This is a genomic window from Pikeienuella piscinae (assembly GCF_011044155.1).
Classification (GTDB): Bacteria; Pseudomonadota; Alphaproteobacteria; order Rhodobacterales; family Rhodobacteraceae; genus Pikeienuella; species Pikeienuella piscinae.
Genome location: NZ_CP049056.1, coordinates 3,257,025 through 3,276,325, shown reverse-complemented (window position 1 = coordinate 3,276,325; position 19,301 = coordinate 3,257,025). Strand labels below are relative to the sequence as shown.

Sequence of the window (19,301 nt, the reverse complement as noted above, 5' to 3'; positions counted from 1 at the left end):
GGATCAGCGCTCCGGCTTGTTATCCGACCGGTCGGTCGGGTTCGGCGCGCCAGTCGAGACTGGTCCGTCAGTCTGGAGCTGATCGGCGGACGGGGACTGTTCGGTGGTCGGCGTCTGTTCGGCGGACGGCGTCTGTTCGGCGGACGGGGGCTGTTCGGCGGACGGGGGCTGTTCGGCGGGCGAACGTCCCGCCATGCGACCGAGCGAATTTGCGATTGAGGACAACGGCGAGGAAAAATCCGGGATCGGCACCATCGCCAGCAGCAGCGCCAGGATCCAGAAGGCGTGGTTATGCGTAAACAGCGCGATCAGGCAGAGCACCGCGACGATCTCGTACTGCACCTTCTGACCGCTGTGCGCCAGGTGGTCGGGCAGGTGATGGAGTTTGAGATAGAAGACCCCTACGCCAACGATAGCCGCGAGCAGAAAGACGCCAGTGCCCACCAGGAACCAGTCCGGCTGCCCCGGAAAGGCGATGAAAGGCGGCAGATGGGCCACTGCCTCGGGATGCAGCAAGCCTGCGGTATCGGTTTGTGTCGCCACGGCTTTCCCCCGTTCGAAGCAGCCGGCAGAACACCAGGTCGGGGACCGCCTCGGGCCAATCTAGCCGCCAGAGCGCAAGGCGCCCACCGACAGGATGTAAGTTACTGTTAGCGATGCGCGCCGCGGAAGAAAAGCCGCGAATGGAACCGGACGCGCGGTCGAGCTGGCTCGGAACGGCGCGGTCACCAGATAGCGGATAAAGGGACAGATGTTCGAACCGCCGCGATGGTCCACGCGCCGTCGGCCGAAATAGACGTGTCGTCATCGCGTCGCGCCGCCACCCTGGACTCGGCGGAGATCCGCGCCGCGCGCGGATGGCGACCAACTCGGGTTCGTGTCTTCGATGGCGGCGGCGATGGCGTCGATCAAATCCGGGTGGATCTGGCGAAACGCCAGGTCCACCCGCAGTTTCTGTTGAAAGCTGGGCGAAAGCCTCTCTACCTCGCCCAGCCGCGCCCGGGCTTCGCCTTTTCGGCCGGCGCGGGCGAGCGCCGCTGCGGCGGCGAGATGGACGACCGCGACGCCCGGCGCCTGAATGTCCTCCGTTATCTGAAAGGCGGTGTCGTAGCGGCCCTCTGCGAAGTGGTAGAAGAAAAGACCCATGCGGTACTGACCGGTCTGCAGAGGATTTCGCAGATATGCCTCCTCGATCAGCGGCACCGCGGTTTTCCAATCCATCCGCATTGCGCTGCGGAAGCCCGACTCTGCGAGAAGTTCGGGATCATTCGGGTTGAGGGATCGTGCGATCTGCATGGTGGCGACGCTGGCGTCGACCCGACCAAGGAACCATTCGGCAATCGCCCGCGCGTGGTGGGCGCGGCTCGACTGGGGGGCGAGATGGATCGCCGACTTCGCCAGCTCCATCGCATGTTCGAGCGGATCGTCGCAAAGCTCGCTAACGTCGTAACCGTAACGGGCGGCGTTGGAGTAGAGCATCGAGAGACAAGCGAAGGCGTCGGCGAATTGCGGGTCGGCGGCGACAGTGAGCTCGAGATCTCTCAGCAGCGGTTCGAAGCGGGATGGCTCGAGCGTTCGCCAGTAGTCCTGGAAATCAAGCAGCTTCTGGTATCCGGCGAAATGTCTTGGCGCGTCGCCAGCACATTCGCGGGCCTGGCTGTCGATAACGCCGTCGCGTAGCGCCACGATACGGGCGACATGGCCCGCAATCTCACGGCACAGGCTGACGATCCGCGATGGGTCGCAATCATCGTTCAAGGTGCGCGTGACACTGTCCGCCCATACAAAGCACCCATCCTTGGCGCGTTTCATAAGGATATCGACATGGAGCGATTTTCTGGAAATTGTGACGGTGCCAAGGAGATGGTAGTCGATGGCGAGACTGTCGGGCCTTCGGTCCAGCCGACCTGTCGCATCACGCCTTTCGGTTGTGTCGAACCCGTAGACGAAAATTCCGGTGAACCGAGTCAGCGCGGAAATCACCTGACAGGTCATCGTCTTACCGATCCCGGCGAGATTGTCGAGATCGCTCCCAACGTCAAAATTCTCGACCATGATCCGGGGACCGAGCTGATGAAGCGATGTGGCGGCCTTCACCTTTTTCGCAGTCTCCGCAGCTTGAGCGCCGTCGCTGGAGGTTCCGAACTGCGGGGTATAGCCGCCTTTGGGGATCGAAATGCAGACCCCCCCGGCCACCCCCTGCGTGAGATAGAACCGCTCGATCGCGCGCCTGAGCCCCGCGGCCTCGATCCGCACGATTGAGTCCTGCATCGGATCGAAATCATCGCCGCGACCGAAAACGCTGGTGGCGATCGTATAGGCCTTGATACGATCGGCGCGTCCGCTCAGGGTCTCCTCGACGACGAACCGCAGGAACTGACGCTTGCGTTCGGAAGCCTCGAAAGCGGAGGATGTCAGGATCCGCTCAAGTTCCTCGTATACGTCCTCATGCCGTAGCGTTTTTCCCGTCCCCGTCTTCATAAATCCGTTCATGTTGACTATCAAGTGACGAACCCCGGCGTTCCGATGGAACAGTCACGCTAACAGTTATATACATTGTCCGCCTACGGCTATCGAGAATTCTGGCGCTACAATAGCACTGATCGCGTCAACGTGGACTCACCAGCATATAGGCGTCGCATCGATGTCTCCGATTGATCATGTCCTAGAACATTTCCCGGGGCAGGATGCGACGGCCCGCCGCCTCTACCTGCGGGATGAGCAATTTCGGTCCATCTGCGAAGAATTCCATATGTCGATCGAATCGCTGCGACGATTTGAAGAGCGATCCGACGCTCCAACCCGGCCCGAGATTGATGACTATCGCACGCTGCTCCGCGAGCTCGGTACCGAGATCAGACAGTATCTCGCAGCGGCGGATGATGGCTGACCAGCCGCCCCAGGGTCCGCAGCGGCACTAACAGTAAGCTACATGCCCGCAATGGAACCGCGCGGAAGCTTGTCTGTAGAATTTCTCGCGAAGAGTGACCCGTAGGGTCGGCTCGTGGCGCAGGGGAGAGCCGGGATGCCTAAGTCAAAGAATGAGCCGCAGGACAGAAGGGTCGATCATTTCTTTTCGTTTCCAGGCGCCCGGGCGGATCGGTGGCGCGCTCTTCACGCCGCCGCTCGCGACTGGGCGCGGAACCGAAGCGACCAGGCGGCCGTACGCGGCGAATTCGACGAACTGGGGCGTTACGAGGAGTTCTTCGCCTATCCGGGGCGCAAACTGCTCGCGACGCTACGTCAGCGGATCGATGGCGGCCAGGCCGGAGCCGCGGCGGCGCTGGCGCGGCGCATCTCCGAAGCAATCCTGACGCGATCCTACAAGGCGGACCCGGACGACTGGGATTCCGCCGAGATGGCCGCGGAGACACAGCCGGACCTGAACACCCCGACCATGGCGCGCGGGCAGCGAAACCGGCCGTATTTCGAGATGCTTCTCGTGGCGCCCGGCGCTGCGAAGCGAGGCGACAGCCTGATCGAGCAGATACGCCGGCTGCGTCGTCCGGAAGATGTGTTCATCTACGAGACGGTGCCAGTCGGAAGCTTCGAGGAGGCGATCTGCGCGGCGATCCTCAACCCGACCCTCGCCGCCGTTACGCTCTACGAAGGGTTCGCCCATGAGAGTTCCGCCGACGTGCCGGTGCTCCGCGACTTCCTGGCTTCGGCGGGCTTTGACGCCGCAAGTGTGGCGGATGACGATCTGACGCTGGCGCTGGCCGACGTGATCCACCGGATCCGGCCGGAACTGGATATCTACCTGCTGTCTGACCGGCATGTGGAACGAATCGCCGGCGACCCGCGCGCCGCCAAGATCCGCCGCGTGCTCTATTCTGTCGAGGAGTTGCTGGAGCTGCATCTCTGCGTGCTCGAGGGGGTGTCCGACCGCTTTCGCACGCCGTTCTTCGACAACCTCAAGAAATACGCGATGCGCCCGATCAGCACGTTCCACGCGCTGCCGATCGCGCGCGGCAAGTCGGTGTTCAAGTCCGACTGGATCCGTGACATGGGCGAGTTCTACGGGCTGAACATCTTCCTCGCGGAGTCGAGCGCCACGACCGGCGGGCTCGACAGCCTGCTGGAGCCGACGGGCAACATCAAGGAAGCGCAGGAGATGGCGGCGCGGGCCTTCGGGGCCGACCATGTATTCTTCGTCACCAACGGCACGTCGACATCGAACAAGATGGTCCATCAGGCGCTGGTCGCGCCGGGGGACATCGTGCTGCTCGACCGGAACTGCCACAAGTCGCACCATTACGGGCTCGTGCTGGCCGGCGGGCAGCCGCTCTACATCGACGCGTTCCCGATGACCGAATACTCGATGTACGGGGCGGTGCCGCTCAGCAGCATCAAGAAAGCCCTCCTGGACCTGAAGGCGGAAGGGCGGCTCGACCGGGCCAAGATGGTCGACCTGACCAACTGCACATTCGACGGCCACATCTACAACACGCGTCGGGTGATGGAGGAATGCCTCGCCATCAAGCCGGACCTGGTGTTCCTTTGGGACGAGGCGTGGTTCGGGTTCGCCCGCTGGTCGCCGTTTCTTCGGCCCCGGACCGCAATGGGCGCGGCCGAAGCGATCGAGAAATGGATCGCCGACCCCGCCTCGGTCGAGGCCTACGAAGCGCAACAGAAGCAGTTGGGCAAGAACCCGTCGGCGGCCAAGCTTATGGAAACGCGGCTGGTCCCGGATCCCCGCAAGGTGCGGCTCAGGGTCTACCAGACAAACTCGACCCACAAGTCCATGTCGGCGCTGCGGCAGGGTTCGATGCTGCTGGTCAAGGACATCGACTTCGGCGAGGTCGAGGCGCAGTTCCACGAGGCGGTGTTCACCCACGCCTCGACCAGCCCCAACCAGCAGTTGATCGCCAGCCTCGACGTGGCGCGTCGGCAGATGGAGCTGGAGGGCTACGGGCTGGTGGCGAACGCCATCGAGATCGCACTGGACATCCGCAAGGAGATCAACGGGCATCCGGTGATCTCGAAATACTTCAGGGTGCTCGGCGCGGATGAGATGGTCCCGGCCGAGTATCGGCATGCGGGGTTCGTCGATTTCCTCACGCCGGGCGTCGACTGGGAAGACCAGGTCCGTTCGATGCACGAGGACGAGTTCTGCCTGGACCCGACGCGGATGACGCTGGTCTGCGGCACCGCCGGCTTTGACGGCACGCAGTTCAAGAAGATGCTGGCCGACGACTACGATATCCAACTGAACAAGACCTCTCGCAACTCGGTCCTGCTCCAGTCGAACATCAACAACACGCGCAGCGACGTCGCGAACCTGATCCGGGTGCTGCTGGAGATCTGCAACGGGATCGAGAAGGACCTTGCGCGCGGCGGCGAAAACGGCCGGGCGACGTTTGCGGCGCGCGTGAAATCGCTGATGGAGGACGTGCCGGACCTGCCGAACTTCAGCCATTTCCACGACGCCTTCCGCTGGGACGCCGGCAAGAAGACGGTGGAAGGCGACATGCGGTCGGCCTTCTACAGCGCCTATTACGCCGAGGGGTGCGAATATTTGCCGCTCGACAGCCCGGAGGTCGATCAGCGGCTAAAGAAGGGGCCGGAGATGATCTCGGCGAACTTTGTGATCCCCTATCCACCGGGCTTCCCGATCATGGTGCCGGGACAGGTCGTCACCAAGGAGACGATCGATTTCATGCGAAAGCTCGACGTGAAGGAAATCCATGGCTTCGAGCGTGACAAGGGCTTGAAGCTGATCCGCCCGGATCACGCCAAAGACCACGTTCGCAAGTAGCGCCCAGGACCGAACAGGCAGGAGACAGACGTCATGTGGAATTTCTTCGTCGAGACGCTCCGGGCGAACCCGCATATCGCGGTGTTCTTCACGCTGGCGGTCGGCTACTGGGTCGGCAACCTGCGGTTCGGCAGCTTCAGCCTGGGCGCCGTCACCGGAACGCTGCTGGCCGGCGTTCTCATCGGCCAGCTCGACATCGAGGTGTCGGCGCAGATCAAGTCGATCTTCTTCATCATGTTCCTGTTCGCCGTCGGCTTCGGCGTCGGGCCGCAATTCGTGCGCGGCATCGCGACGGACGGCGCGCCGCAGGCGCTCTTCGCCGCGCTCGTATGCGTGCTGTGTCTGCTCGTTCCCTTCGCCGCCGCGACGATAGCAGGCTATGGCCCGGGCCTCGCCGCTGGCCTGTTCGCCGGGTCGCAGACGCTCTCGGCCTCCATCGGCCTTGCGGAGAACGCGATCAGGGATTCCGGCATCGAGAATGCGGACGCGGAGATCACCCTGATACCGGTCGCATACGCCATCACCTACCTGTTCGGCACGATCGGCACCGGCTGGATCCTCGCCTTCCTCGGCCCGAAGATGCTGGGAACCAATGTCGAAGAGGCCTGCAAGCGCTACGAGCGTGAAGTGCTCAAGGGCGCCACGAAGGACGGCGATTACATCAGCGCCTGGCGCGCCCGCGAGCTCAGGGCCTACCGCGTCCAGGAGGGGGGCGCCGCCGTCGGCAAGAGGCGCGATGAACTGGAGAGCCTCGCCGAAGGCGAGCGCATCTTCGTCGAACGGCTGCGCCGCGGCGGGGAGCTGGTGACGCCCGGAGACGAGACGGCGCTGCAGGCGGGCGACATCGTCGCCGTCTCGGGGCGCCGCGAGGTGCTGGTCAGCATGTTCGGCAAGGCCGAAGAGGTGGACGACCGTGAACTTCTGGACGTGCCGGTGGAGTCGACCGACGTCCTGATCACCAGCAAGGCGATAGACGGCAAGGAGCTGATCGAGATCGCGAAGGAGCCGTATACCCGCGGCGTCTACCTGAACACGATCCGGCGAGGCTCGGCGGCGGTCAACATCCCGGTCGCGCCGGGCACGAAGATCTATCGCGGCGACATCCTGCGCGTCGCGGGATCGAAGGCGCATGTCGCGGCTTTCGTCGAGAAGATCGGCTACGCGGACCGGCCGCAGACGATCACCAACATGGTGCTCGTCGGGCTGGCGATCCTCATCGGCGGCCTGATCGGCGCGATCGTCGTACCGATCAACGGGCTGCCGATCACGCTCAGCACGTCGGGCGGCGCGCTTATAGCCGGCATTGTCGCCGGCTGGCTGCGCACGGTGAAGCCGCAGATCGGCAACATCCCGCAACCGACGCTGTGGTTCATGAACTCCGTGGGCCTCAACGTCTTCATCGCGGTCGTCGGCCTGTCATCGGGCCCGACATTCGTCGAGGGGCTGAAGGAGGCCGGCTTCGGGCTCTTCTTCTGGGGCGTCGTCTGCACCTCGATCCCGATGCTGCTCGCCCCGTATATCGGCAAGTACATCTTCAAGTTCGACGACGCCATCAACCTCGGCGTCTGCGGCGGCGCCCGCACCTCGACCGCCTCGGTGGCGATGGTGGGTGAAGTCGCCAAGAGCGACGTGCCGATGCTGGGCTACACGGTGCCCTACGCCGTCAGCAACACGCTGCTGACCCTCTGGGGCCTCGTCATCGTGCTCCTCGTGCTGTGACGGAGCGGCGGCCAGGCGAAATAGAAAGGCCGCCCCCGCGGGGCGCCTTTCCCGTCTGGAGATGACGGATGGACCTGATCCGATCCTTCTTTGACGCTTCCCCGATCGCGGTGCTCTTCGTCTGCGTCGCGATCGGGTTCGCAGTCGGGCGGATCAAGGTGGCGGGCGTTCAGATCGGCGGGATACCCGGCACGCTGTTCGCGGCGATCATCGTAGGCCAGGTCGGCGTCGACGTCGACGCGAACATCAAGACGATTGCTTTCGCTCTATTCATCTACTCGCTTGGCTACGTGAGCGGACCGAGCTTCGTGCAAAGCCTCGGCCGCAGCACGCTGAACCTGGTGAACCTGTCTCTGGTGTCCACCCTCCTGATCTTCGGCACGGTCTGGACGCTTGCGCAGCTATTCGGTCTCGACAAGGGAACTGCGGCGGGGCTGCTTGCGGGCGCGCTCACGGAGTCGGCCGCCGTCGGAACGGCGACCGAGGCCCTGAACAATATGGGACTGCCCCAGGACGAGGTCGGCGCAATGCAGGCGAACATCGGTATCGCCTACGCCATCACTTACTTGTTCGGCTTCACGTTCGTCGTGTTCTTCGTAAGCATCATCGCTCCACGGATGATGAGGATCGACCTGCAGGAAGAAGCGGCGAACTATGCGGAGGGACTCGGCGTCGGTGGCGACGACGAGCTAGGGCCGATGCAGGAATCCGCGCTTCGCGGCATCGTCGCCCGCGCCTATCAGGTCGCCAGCAAGGAGGCCATCGGCCTCGACATTGGAGAACTCGAGGAGAGGTTCAAAGGGTTCGTGACCGTCCAGGGCGTCGTCCGCCGAGGACGAATTCTGGAGCCCGCCAAGGACCGCGCGCTGGCCAAAGGCGACAGGATCGCCCTGCTGGGCCGTCTGGACGAACTGCTAGAGGCCGAAAATTTCGTGGGCCCCGAGACGACCGATACGCGTGGGCTCGACATCGTGGGCGAGACGAGAACAGTCATCCTGACGAACCGGGACTTCATCGGCGAGACGATCATGGCGGTGCGCGCGAAAATCGACCCCGATCAGCGCCGCGGGGTCCACGTCGTGAAGATCTCGCGTTCTGGACAGACCCTCAAGCCGCGCCCGAAAATGCGCCTCGAGCCGGGCGATGTCATCAGTCTCTACGGGACGCCAGAAGGACTGGACACAGCCGTGCCCGTCGTCGGCTACGCCGTCGATCAGGGCATCGCGGTGGACTACGTCTACCTGGGACTCGGCGTCATCGTCGGGATCCTGATCGGGATGGTCACGGTGCCGATCGCCGGAGCGCCGGTTGCGCTGCATACCGGGGGCGGCTGCCTGTTGTCGGGGCTGCTGTTCGGGTGGTTGAGGTCGCGCCACCCGACTTTCGGCGGCATGCCGCCGGCGACTGCGCTGCACCTGCGGGACTTCGGCCTCGCGATCTTCATCGCCTGCGTGGGGCTGGGAACCGGTCCGCAGGCAAGGATCCTGCTCATGGAGCAGGGGGTCTTGCTGCCCATAATCGGGATCATCGGCGTCCTGATCCCGATCATCGCATCGCTGTACTATGCCCGCTACGTGCTGAAGATGAACCCGGCCGTCATCTGCGGGGCGCTGGCCGGCTGCTTCACCTGTACAGCCGGACTGAATGCGGCGGTGGAGGCGGCGAACAACGAAACACCTGTGCTAGGATACACGGTTCCATATGCCATATCGAACGTCACCCTTACGCTGCTCGGTCCCATCCTTGTGCTCACGGTCTGAGGGGCTGCGCCGTGATGAGCCGCCCGTGTGGCGTGGTGTTCGGCCCGAGCGTATAGCAAGGAGGCGGAATGCCACGACTATTGACGGCGATAAGGGAGACCCCCCTTCTGTGGCTTCTCGTCTTCGTTCCCATCGTGCTCGTCGTCGAGGTCGTTCGCCCCGAGGCGCACACGCTGCTGTTCATCCTCTCCATCCTAGCTATCGTGCCGCTTGCGGCGATGCTCAGCCTCGCGACGGAGTCTGTCGCGGAAAAAACCGGCGATGCGGCGGGAGGACTGATCAATGCGACCCTGGGCAACCTGACCGAGCTGCTCATCGCCCTCACGGCGCTCGCCGCCGGCCAGTACGCGTTGGTCAAGGCGTCGATCGCAGGCGCGATCGTCACCAATTCGCTCTTCATGCTGGGGGCGTCGTTCCTGCTTGGAGGGATGCGAAAGCACGTCCAGGACTTCAACCGCATCGGCGCCCGGCTCCAGGCGAGCCTGCTTTTCATCGCGGTGGTGGCGCTGCTCGTGCCGTCGGCGGTGGCCACCGCCGACAATGCGGCCGACCCCGCGGCGCTTCAGCAGTTGAGCCTGATGCTCGCGCTGCTGCTGATCGTCGGCTATGTCCTCGGTCTCTGGTTCTCCCTCGGCACTCACAAGGAGGCGTTCGCCAGCGCAGGAAACGGCGGGTCCCATGGGGAGCCGCTGCCCATACGCCTCGCTCTCGCCACGCTAGCCGTCGTGACCATCTTCGTCGCGCTCGTCAGCCATGTATTCGTCGCCTCGGTCGAGGTCGCGGGCGAGGCGATCGGCCTGTCGCCCGCCTTCGTCGGCTTCATCGTCGTTTCGCTTGTCGGCGGCGCGGCGGAGTTCGCTTCCGCGTTCTCGGCGGCGCGCAAGGACCGGCTGGATCTCAGCGTGAGCATCGCTCTCGGCAGTTCGTCGCAAATCGCCCTCTTCGTTGCGCCGCTCCTCGTGTTGCTCAGCTACATTATCGGCCCCGCGCCGATGGGCCTCGACTTCTGGCCCGGCGCCATCGTGATGATGATGATCGCAGCCGTTTCCGCGACGCTGCTTACGACCGGCGGACGGTCCACATGGTTCCTGGGCGTGCTGGTGCTGATGGTCTACGCCATTTTCGCCCTCACGCTTTATGTGCTGCCGCCGGGCCCATGAGGAAGGCCCAATCGCCCGCTCAGCGAGCATCCGCCCTCCGCCGGCGCAGGCGCAGGCAGCCGAGGCGGATCGGGTGCGCGATCGTCGCGAGCGGGCGGGCGTGCGCCGCCATGACCCTGGCGCGGGGAGGGTGAGGTGCGGCTCTTGCATGCATATGTCTTGCTCTACCGGGCCATCTACAGAGCCTTCCTTGTCCCGCGCGTGCAGGCTGTTTTGCTGGTCTGCACTTTGATCGCGACGGCGCAGGCGCTCGCCTTCCGCTGGATCGAAGGCTGGAGCTTTCTCGACGCGTTCTATTTCGCGATCGTCAGCATGGCGACGGTCGGCTATGGCGACCTGACGCCGACGACGCCGCTCGGCAAGGTGTTGTGCATGGTCTTTCTGGTCATCGGCGTCGGGATATTCGTCCTGACCGTCACCACCATCGCCCAAGCGATCATGCACGAATTATTCGAAGCGGACCGTCGTTCCTCTCTGGAGGGGGACCGCTCCGAAACGCTGCGTCACGACGACGATCAACAGAGCAAAGGATAATCCCATGTTGGACAGAGATTATTTCAACAGCATATCCGATCTTAGCCCGTTCGAGATCAAGGACGAGTTGATCAAGCTGGCGCGGATTGGCGCTGAAAAGTCGACCCGGACCTTTCTCAATGCAGGGCGCGGCAACCCGAACTGGATCGCCACAAAAGCGCGCGAGGCGTTCTTCCTGCTCGGCCAGTTCGCGCTTTCGGAGGCCCGCCGCAGCTATTCCGATCCAAAGGCCGGGATCGCGGGGATGCCGCCGCGTGACGGTGCGCACGAACGGTTCACACGCTGGATCCGCGCGCAGGTCGTCGAGGAGACGGACGATGACTTCGATATCGAGGGCACGCCTGCCGCCAACACGCTTGCGGACGCGGTCGACTTCGCCATCAAGAGATTCGGCTTCGAGCCGGACGCCTTCGTGCACGAGCTGACCGACTCGATCATTGGCGACAACTACCCGGTGCCAGACCGGGCGCTGCATCACAACGAGATCGTCACTCACGAATACCTGATGTGGGCGATGTGCGCCGGTCGCCGCCCGGACGTGAAATTCGACCTCTATCCGGTCGAGGGCGGCACCGCGGCGATGTGCTATATCTTCAAGGCTTTGAAAAACCAGCGCTTGCTGAACGCCGGCGACACCATCGCGCTGGGCACGCCGATATTCACCCCTTATCTTGAGATGCCCGAGCTTGAAGACTATGGACTGCACATCGTGCGGATGAGCGCCGAGCAGGAGGACAAGTTCCAGTTCACCGACGAGGACGTCGAGACTCTGGCCGACCCCAAGGTCAAGGCGCTGTTCCTCGTGAACCCCGGCAATCCCTCGGCGGCGGCGATGGATGCCGACAGCATGGGCAGGCTGGTTCGCTTCGTGAACGAGCGGCGTCCGGACCTGATGATCCTGACTGACGACGTCTACGGAACCTTCGTGCCAGGTTTCGAGTCGATCATGGGCCACCTGCCCCGCAACACCATCGGGGTCTATTCCTTCTCCAAGTATTTCGGCTGCACCGGCTGGCGGCTGGGCGTAATCGCGGTGGCGCAGGACAACATCTTCGACGAGCGCATCCGCGCCCATCCGGAGGAGATGCAGCAGGTCGTCGCGAACCGTTACAAGGCGATGGCCCCGAAACCCCGCGAGGTAAAGTTCATCGACCGTATCGTGGCCGACAGCCGCGACGTGGCCCTGAACCACACCGCTGGCCTGTCGCTGCCGCAACAGGTGATGATGACGCTCTTCGGACTCGTGGAGATGATGGACGACGACAAGGCCTACCAGAGGGCATGCATCGCAATCTGCGAGAAACGCTTTCGCAACCTCGTCGAGGGCATGGGCGTCGAGTCGGATCCCGGCCCCTATTTCGATTACTATTACGGGATCATCGACCTGGAGTTCTGGCTCAGGAAATATCTAGGCGAGGATGTGGTCTCCTGGGTGAAGGAGAACATTCATCCGCTCGACATCCCTTTCCGACTGGCCGAGGATCACGGCATCGTCCTGCTGAACGGGTCGGGATTCGCCGCGCCGAACTGGTCTGCGCGCGTGTCATTCGCGAACCTGAATGACGAGGCGTACTCCGAAATTGGTCGGGCGGTCCGCTCTATCGCTCGCGGCTATGTTCAAGCTTACCAAGCGTCGAAGGGTGAGCCGATCACGGCGTGAGCCGGCGCGTCGAAGGAAAACCTTCAGCGCGGCAGGTCGAACGACTGAACCACGCGCCGCCGCGAGTGTCGCGGCCATCGGTCAATCGCGCGCCCTCGAACGACCGATCGGCGCGTCGCGCGCCGCAACCCGCGCCTCTGGGACAGAATGAGCAGCCGGGACGGGTGTTCAACCGTGGCTCAGTCGAAGCTCACCAAGAACGTTGTCGCGGTCAACGCGACATGGTCATCGAGCGGCGGACGCCGCCCCGACCGGCGCTCCTCGGCCGTGGCCGGTTCGATGCGGACGATTCGCCAAATCCGGTCAAGCTCCTGTGGAGACGGTTGGCGCGATGGCATGGGCGGAATCCCACCCCATGCGACGGGATATTGAATGCGGCGAAGTGCATCCGCGGGTCAAGCGCGCAGCGCCTTTCGTCGACAGGCGGCCCAGCCTGCCTTGCCGTCCAGGGCCCCAGTCAATCCTGCGCGGCGAAATCCACATGGACGTGATTGCCATCCGGATCGCGCAAATGGAACTGAACGACGCCAATCTCCTCGAGAGCAAGACGCTGATGAGGGATGGCCGCATCACGCAAGCGCGCCTCGAAAGCGCCCCTGCCTGTCGCCTTCAGAGCGAAGTGTTCGAGTTTCACGTTCGCCTCGGAACCAACCGCCGGGTCGCCATCGTGGTGGACCAAGTGGATGACGGCGTCATCACCAGCATAGAGCCACGCGCCCGGAAAGGAGAATTCCGGGCGCGGACCGGTGCGCAGGCCGAGGATGTCGCGATACCAAGCCGCCATGGCCTCAACCTGGGTGGTCCGGATATTGACGTGGTCGAGCCTGCGCACCTGCATCTCAAAAGCCTTCCAGAACGATCTTGCCCTTGGCCTTGCCGCTTTCGATCAGCGCGTGGGCGCGCTTGAGGTTCCCGGCGTTGATCACCCCGAAACTCTCGGTCGCGGTCGAACGGATCTTGCCCGCGTCGATCAGGCCGGCGACAGCGTTGAGGATCTCGCCCTGGCGCGCAATGTCCTTGGTCGCGAACAGCGACCGGGTGAACATCAGTTCCCAATGGATCGACACGGCCTTGCTCTTGAACGGCATGATGTCGAAGTTCTCAGGGTCGTCAATCAAGCCGAACCGCCCTTGCGGGGCGATGAACTCGGCGATCTGCGTCACGTAGCTTTCCGAGTGGTTGGTCGAGAACACGAAGGCCGGCGCGCCGATGTTGAGCGCCGCGATCTGCTCGGGCAGCAGCTTGGAGTGGTCGACAACGTGATGGGCGCCGAGTTCCTTCACCCAGTCCTGCGTTTCGGGGCGCGAGGCCGTGGCGATAACCGTCAGGTCGGTCTGTTCGCGCAGAAGCTGGATCGCGATGGATCCGACTCCGCCCGCACCGCCGATGATGACGACGGCGTTCGCCGCGCCTGGCACCCTATCAGTGACTTTCAGGCGATCAAAGATCATCTCTTGCGCCGTCAGCGTGGTCAGCGGCAACGCGGCCGCGGCCGCGGTGTCGATGCTCTTCGGCGCGTGACCGGCGATACGGGCATCCACGAGGTGGTATTCCGCATTGGCGCCAGTTCGGTTGATCGCGCCAGCATACCAGACCTTGTCGCCGAGTTTGAACTGGCTGACCTTCTCTCCGGTCTCGACGACCTCGCCCACGGCGTCCCAGCCGAGTATCACCGGCGTGTCGCCCTCGGCGGGGCGGCTCTGGCGGATTTTCGTATCGACGGGGTTGACCGAGACGGCGGCGACCTTGACCAGAATGTCATGGCCATTGGCCATGGGCTTTTCAATCTCGAGGTCGATCAACGCGTCGGCGCGATCGATCGCGCCGTTGGCGGTATAGCCGATGGCTTTCATATTCATTCTCCTGGAGGGGGCAAAAGGCTCTTGCGCGACAGCGCGCAGGTCCCTCTCCCGCGCAGGGCGCGGGAGAGGGAAGCGGTTCAGTCGATCTGGGTCATCTCGGCGAGGATGAACTGGTCAACCGCGCCTTCGGTGGCGGCCATGTAGGCGGCCAGACGCGGGGCGTCCATGTGCTCTTGCTAGATCTCTCGACTTTCCCAGTTCTCGTAGAAGTTGAAATGCGCCGGGTCTTCGTTGCCCTGGTGCAGGTCATGGTTGACGCAGCCGACCTCGGCGCGGGTGATCGGCGCCAACTTGAGCAGCTCGGCCTTCACCAGTTCGACCTGGTCGGTCCTGGCATGGATGTCGGCGACGATGGTCAGCTTGGACATTGGGGCGTTCCTTCGGATGTCTGTGGCGTTGACGGGGATATACATGCGCGGCTGAGACGGATAAACGGGCATCACTCGAAATAATAATCCGGTAAATCCGTATAATGTTGATCGACAACATCCGCCTTTTCCTGACAATTGCAGAGAAGGGCAGCCTTGTCTCGGCCGCGCGCGAAGCCCGCCTGTCGAGCTCCACGGTCTCCGAACGCCTCGCCTCGCTGGAGGCGCACTACGGTGTTGTCCTGTTCAACCGCACGACGCGCTCGTTGAGCCTGACCGACGCGGGGCGCACCCTGCTCAGCGGGGCCAAGGTGATCCTGGGTGAGATCGAAGAGCTAGAGACGCGCATCCGCCACGGGGCCGAGACCCTCTCCGGCTCGATCCGCGTCAGCGCGCCGATCGATCTTGGCCGATCCATCGTCTCCGAGGCGGTCTCGCGCTTCACCACCGAGAATCCCGCGATCTCGATAGAACTGCTCTTGTCGGATGGCTACATCGATATCGTCGGCCAGGGATTCGATCTGGCGCTGCGCTATGGCGCGGTCACCGACAGCACGTTGAGAACGCGCAACGTCGGCCATTTTCGTCGAGTCGTCTGCGCCGCCCCTTCCTATGTCGCTGCTCACGGCGCGCCGGAAACCCTCGCCGACCTGGCGCAACACAACTGCCTGATCATGCGTTTCGGAGCGACGCTCGACAATGTCTGGCGGTTCGGTACGGGCAAGAAGCAGCAGACAGTCATCGTGCGCGGCGACAAGATCGCCAATGATGGCTCACTGGTGCGGCAATGGGCGCTGGAGGGGCATGGGATCATCCTGAAATCCGAACTCGACGTCGCACGCGACCTCGAAGCGCGCCGACTTGTCGCGCTGCTCGAAGACCACGCCGCAGCCCCCTACCCGCTCCAAATGATGTTCCCGCCCGGGCGGGCGCAGCCCCGGCGGGTCCGCGCGCTTGCGGATGCGCTCAGCGAAGCCATGACGGCGCGGAAGACATGAGAACGGGACACCGCCCTGCGGTTGCGGCGCTCTCATCCAGGTCCTGGCGCCAACGAGGCCGTGATACGACACGTGGGCCTGTCGCCGCATCGACCCGCCCTGAAGTTCCGCCTTGTCACTGACTCTGAGCCGGCGCGCCGGGGCGACAGATGCCGCCCCGACCCGAGGCCACGCGATCACCGGGAGCAGCTCCGAACCGTGCGCAAACCTCTGAACGACCGAGCCGAAGAGCGCGCTCCGCTTCGGCTCCGGTCCAGATATCGCCACTCTCCAATCGGGGTCGCGACATCTGGCGGCGGAAAGGCATCAAGCGGGATTGCCGGAGCCTTTATTCCACGCCGATCGACATCGCTCCGCATCTTTCTGAGAGGCGCTCCATTAGACACTCGGAGGGCGACCCGGAACATGAGAGCAAGACGTGAGGATCCGGGTCAGCCGGGCATCGCGCCGTAGGGGCGGAGGGGGCGTCGTGGCGGGGCGTATTTCCCCTCCGGTCGACGACGCGCCTCCGTTTCCGCGTTTTTCAATCGACGATAAACAGCTTCGCGCCATTCTCGGTGATCGATCGATGCGGCGCGTCGCCGTGATCGGAGACCTGATAACTCGTCCCGGCGGCCATCTTGAAACGGCGGCCGTCCTTCAGCTCCGTCTCCATCTCACCCTCCAGCACGTAAAGGATATGGCCCCGGTCGCACCAATGGTCCGCCAGGTATCCCGGGCTGTATTCCACCACCCTGATGCGTATGTCGCCGACCATGAGTGTGCGCCAATAGGCGACGCCGGTCTCCCCCGGGTGCTCGGTCGCGGGGACGCTCGACCAGTCGGTCAAGGTGAAGGCGAGCTCGGGTATTTTCATCGGGTGTCTCCAACAGGCTTTCGCAGCGCCGCCGCCGGGTGTCGAATTGCGCCAGCGCCAGAGCCGCGCGGGCGGCCGGTTCGCGGCGGCGACTTCCAATAGGCTCCTCTCCTCCTAGCCGACCGAAATGGCGGTGGCTACAAGAAGCTGCTCGCGGATCACGGCCTATCGGGCGCGCGGTTCCCCTGCATTACATACCCGTTCTGACCCTCAAGCCCGGCGCCCTTCGCGACGGGGCGCCGTTTAAGGAATGGGACCTGCCGATCGCGCTCCGCCGCGTTCAGCGCAAGCTGGAGCGTCAGCCCGGCGGTGATCGGCAGGTGGTCGAGATCCTCGGGGCCGTGCTCACCGATGGCATTGACGCCGTCGAAGCCGCCTGCGCCGAGACCCTGTCTCACAACGTCCATTCCGCAGGCGTCGTTCTGAACATTCTGGCCCGGCGCCGCGAGCCGCCACCGCCCCTGACAATCACGACGCCGGATGCGTTGAAGCTGGCCTGCGAGCCCGCCGCCAACTGCGATCGCTACGACAGCCTGAGGAGAGCGACAGATGGAACGTTCAGACGTGATCGATGCGATGGGAAAACTGAAGCTCTACGGGATGAGGGCGTCTTACGATGAGATCATCACGACGGCGCTGAAACGCCAACACGACCCGCAGAAAATTATTGGCGACCTGCTGACCGCCGAGATATCTGAGAAGCAGGCCCGCTCGATCAAATACCAGATGACCATCGCCAAACTGCCCCTGGCCAAGGAACTGGAAGAGTTTGACTTCGAGGCGACCGAGATCAACGAGACCCTGGTCCGCGACCTGGCCACCGGAGACTTCCTCGACCATCAGCGCAATCTCGTCCTGATCGGCGGCACCGGAACCGGCAAGACCCATCTCGCCGTCAGCATTGCCCGCGCCTGCATTCGCGCCGGACGACGGGGCCGGTTCTTCAATGTCGTCGATCTGGTGAACAAACCGGACGCCGAGGCCCGCGCAGAAAGGCAGGGGCGCACTGCCGACCTGATCTCCCGCCTCGACTTCCTGATCCTGGATGAACTCGGCTATTTGCCCTTCGCCCAGACCGGCGGCCAGCTCCTGTTCCACCTCATCAGCAAGCTTTACGAGCGGACATCGATCATCGTCACGACAAACCTCGCATTCGGCGAATGGCCGACCGTCTTCGGCGAGGCCAAGATGACCACGGCGCTCCTGGGCCGTCTCACGCACCACTGCGAGATCGTCGAAACCGGCAACGAAAGCTGGCGCTTAAAGAACTGAGCATAGCCCAAACGGGCCCACCGCTGGCCCGCCGCCGCTCCGTTACAAGAGGACTACGCGGCGCCGGGCCAGCTCAGCTCCGGAGGGGGCGATATTGGGCGCCGATGAGGGCTCACGATTGAATGCCGATTGACAGTGTGGGCGGCGTATAGGTGGCGACGCCTTGTCGGTCTTCGTCATCAGCGCCTGCGTCTCGGCGTGGGCGCGGGCACTTGGGAACTACGCCGCGCGCGGCGGCGCCTCTTGCGCTGATATCGGCGTTCCATTCGAGCCCGGAGATCATATTGGGACTGCCGGGACAAATGAGTCAGTGAGGGGCGGAAGAGCCCTGACGCTCAATTCGATCTTTGCATCATCGCGGCGCCTTCGGGCATCTCCATAGGGGCGTCGAGGTCGAGTCCGGTGCGGACATAGGCCCGTCTGAAGTCGCTCATATGCCGATTCATCCATTCGCATACGGTTTTTCTGTCGCGTGCGATGATCGCCTTCAGGATTTCTTCATGAGCGGCGACGACGCGGTCATAGGTCTTTAGTCGCGGCAGTATCTGGCGACCGGCCGGCAGAAAAAGAAGGCTCACCGGCTCCCTCATCATCATCAGGACCTTGTTGTGTGACGCCGCAGCGAGGAGGTCATGAAACTCGGTGTCGAGGCGGACGAACTCCTCCGTGTCCGGCACGCTCGCCGCCATCGCGTCGATATTAGCTCGAAGCGCATCGATCTCCTCGGAGGTGATGAGATCTACGGCCGCCTCGGCAGCGGCCGGTTCGGTCAGCATCGACGCGTCCCAGAGCTCGCGGAACGAGACGTCATGCATCGACAGCGCCCGCGAAGCGCGCGTCGCGAGCACCTGAAAATGCGGCAGCGTGACTTCCAGCGTCGTGCGGCCGGATCGCGTCACCAGGCCGCTCTGCTCAAGGAGGCGAATACCCTCGCGCACCGTGGAGCGGTGGACGCCGAATTGCTTCGCGAGCTCCATTTCCGATGGGAGGCGGTCCCCCGCTTTCAGTCGCCCCGTCACAATATTGCGCTCGATCGCTTCGGCGACCACGCGATAGGCGGGGTTTACAGTGAGCTTGTCAAATAATTGGTCAGCCAAATTGGCGCTCGCTTCCTGTCGTTCACGCTCCGCCGTGGCGCCGGGGGGCTTCCAGGCGCCACGGAAGCGTCAATGCGGATACTATGACACGGAATCCACAGAGGTTTCGAGAACCACAATGACGGCTTCCGCCCGTTCACGCAGATGGTGGCAGTGACCTTCGATGAGAAGATCGCCCTCGGTTTCCAGTTGGCGCGCGAGTTCGACGATCTCGGCGGCGATCTGGCGCTGGCGCTCGATGCTCATGTCCCGCGTCT

17 protein-coding genes and 1 pseudogene are annotated in these 19,301 nt (G+C 63.6%); 10 read left to right on the top strand and 8 right to left on the bottom strand.

The window, feature by feature from the left end:
- Nucleotides 1-3: 3 nt before the first annotated feature.
- Both G5B40_RS15610 and G5B40_RS15605 read right to left on the bottom strand, forming a co-directional pair.
- Nucleotides 4-543 (bottom strand): hypothetical protein, encoded by a 540-nt coding sequence (locus G5B40_RS15610; protein ID WP_179961585.1) that lies wholly within the window; start codon nt 541-543, stop codon nt 4-6.
- A 261-nt stretch (nt 544-804) separates the two neighbouring features.
- Nucleotides 805-2,481 carry a hypothetical protein gene (locus tag G5B40_RS15605; RefSeq protein ID WP_165100398.1) on the bottom strand — a complete coding sequence of 559 codons (1,677 nt, stop codon included), beginning with the start codon at nt 2,479-2,481 and terminating at the stop codon, nt 805-807.
- Nucleotides 2,482-2,644: 163 nt separating this feature from the next.
- Between G5B40_RS15605 and G5B40_RS15600 the strand changes: the two genes are divergently transcribed.
- From G5B40_RS15600 to G5B40_RS15570, 7 genes are all read left to right on the top strand, one after another.
- Nucleotides 2,645-2,890: a hypothetical protein gene (locus tag G5B40_RS15600; RefSeq protein WP_165100395.1), complete on the top strand. Its 246-nt coding sequence runs from the start codon at nt 2,645-2,647 to the stop codon at nt 2,888-2,890.
- A gap of 135 nt (nt 2,891-3,025) precedes the next feature.
- Complete coding sequence (locus tag G5B40_RS15595) at nt 3,026-5,758, top strand: aminotransferase class I/II-fold pyridoxal phosphate-dependent enzyme (RefSeq protein WP_165100392.1); 2,733 nt, start codon at nt 3,026-3,028, stop codon at nt 5,756-5,758.
- Nucleotides 5,759-5,791: 33 nt separating this feature from the next.
- Nucleotides 5,792-7,477 (top strand): aspartate-alanine antiporter, encoded by a 1,686-nt coding sequence (gene aspT / locus G5B40_RS15590; RefSeq protein WP_165100390.1) that lies wholly within the window; start codon nt 5,792-5,794, stop codon nt 7,475-7,477.
- A 68-nt stretch (nt 7,478-7,545) separates the two neighbouring features.
- Entirely contained in the window at nt 7,546-9,237 is a 1,692-nt protein-coding gene (aspT, locus tag G5B40_RS15585) for an aspartate-alanine antiporter (protein ID WP_165100387.1), read from the top strand.
- Between the two features lie 68 nt (nt 9,238-9,305).
- Nucleotides 9,306-10,397 (top strand): calcium/proton exchanger, encoded by a 1,092-nt coding sequence (cax, locus tag G5B40_RS15580; protein WP_165100384.1) that lies wholly within the window; start codon nt 9,306-9,308, stop codon nt 10,395-10,397.
- A gap of 135 nt (nt 10,398-10,532) precedes the next feature.
- Complete coding sequence (locus G5B40_RS15575; protein ID WP_165100382.1) at nt 10,533-10,931, top strand: potassium channel family protein; 399 nt, start codon at nt 10,533-10,535, stop codon at nt 10,929-10,931.
- A 4-nt stretch (nt 10,932-10,935) separates the two neighbouring features.
- Complete coding sequence (locus G5B40_RS15570) at nt 10,936-12,591, top strand: bifunctional aspartate transaminase/aspartate 4-decarboxylase (protein ID WP_165100380.1); 1,656 nt, start codon at nt 10,936-10,938, stop codon at nt 12,589-12,591.
- A gap of 457 nt (nt 12,592-13,048) precedes the next feature.
- Here the strand turns inward: G5B40_RS15570 and G5B40_RS15565 are convergent, their stop codons facing one another.
- The 3 genes from G5B40_RS15565 to G5B40_RS15555 form a co-directional block, all read right to left on the bottom strand.
- Nucleotides 13,049-13,429 carry a VOC family protein gene (locus tag G5B40_RS15565; RefSeq protein ID WP_165100378.1) on the bottom strand — a complete coding sequence of 127 codons (381 nt, stop codon included), beginning with the start codon at nt 13,427-13,429 and terminating at the stop codon, nt 13,049-13,051.
- Nucleotide 13,430: 1 nt separating this feature from the next.
- Nucleotides 13,431-14,444, bottom strand: coding sequence for a zinc-binding alcohol dehydrogenase family protein (locus G5B40_RS15560; RefSeq protein WP_165100375.1), 1,014 nt, complete (start codon nt 14,442-14,444; stop codon nt 13,431-13,433).
- 185 nt (nt 14,445-14,629) lie between these two features.
- Nucleotides 14,630-14,821 carry a putative quinol monooxygenase gene (locus G5B40_RS15555; protein ID WP_246209568.1) on the bottom strand — a complete coding sequence of 64 codons (192 nt, stop codon included), beginning with the start codon at nt 14,819-14,821 and terminating at the stop codon, nt 14,630-14,632.
- A 104-nt stretch (nt 14,822-14,925) separates the two neighbouring features.
- Here G5B40_RS15555 and G5B40_RS15550 point away from each other — a divergent pair, with 104 nt between their 5' ends.
- Complete coding sequence (locus G5B40_RS15550) at nt 14,926-15,819, top strand: LysR family transcriptional regulator (protein ID WP_165100372.1); 894 nt, start codon at nt 14,926-14,928, stop codon at nt 15,817-15,819.
- Between the two features lie 523 nt (nt 15,820-16,342).
- On the opposite strand, the gene G5B40_RS15545 is transcribed toward G5B40_RS15550, so the two are convergent.
- Nucleotides 16,343-16,675: a DHCW motif cupin fold protein gene (locus tag G5B40_RS15545; protein ID WP_165100370.1), complete on the bottom strand. Its 333-nt coding sequence runs from the start codon at nt 16,673-16,675 to the stop codon at nt 16,343-16,345.
- Nucleotides 16,676-16,857: 182 nt separating this feature from the next.
- On the opposite strand from G5B40_RS15545, the pseudogene G5B40_RS21300 reads away from it, so the two are divergent.
- Nucleotides 16,858-17,295: pseudogene (locus tag G5B40_RS21300) on the top strand (IS21 family transposase); the annotation flags it as partial.
- The gene (istB, locus tag G5B40_RS15535; RefSeq protein ID WP_425500093.1) at nt 17,252-17,947 is read left to right on the top strand and encodes an IS21-like element helper ATPase IstB; all 696 of its coding nucleotides are present in this window, start codon (nt 17,252-17,254) and stop codon (nt 17,945-17,947) included. The pseudogene G5B40_RS21300 and the gene istB, both read left to right, overlap by 44 nt.
- A gap of 335 nt (nt 17,948-18,282) precedes the next feature.
- Here istB and G5B40_RS15530 read toward each other — a convergent pair whose 3' ends face one another.
- Nucleotides 18,283-19,044 (bottom strand): FadR/GntR family transcriptional regulator, encoded by a 762-nt coding sequence (locus tag G5B40_RS15530; RefSeq protein WP_165100364.1) that lies wholly within the window; start codon nt 19,042-19,044, stop codon nt 18,283-18,285.
- An 81-nt stretch (nt 19,045-19,125) separates the two neighbouring features.
- On the bottom strand, nt 19,126-19,290 hold the full coding sequence (locus tag G5B40_RS15525; RefSeq protein ID WP_165100362.1) for a hypothetical protein: 165 nt from the start codon (nt 19,288-19,290) through the stop codon (nt 19,126-19,128).
- Nucleotides 19,291-19,301: the final 11 nt, after the last annotated feature.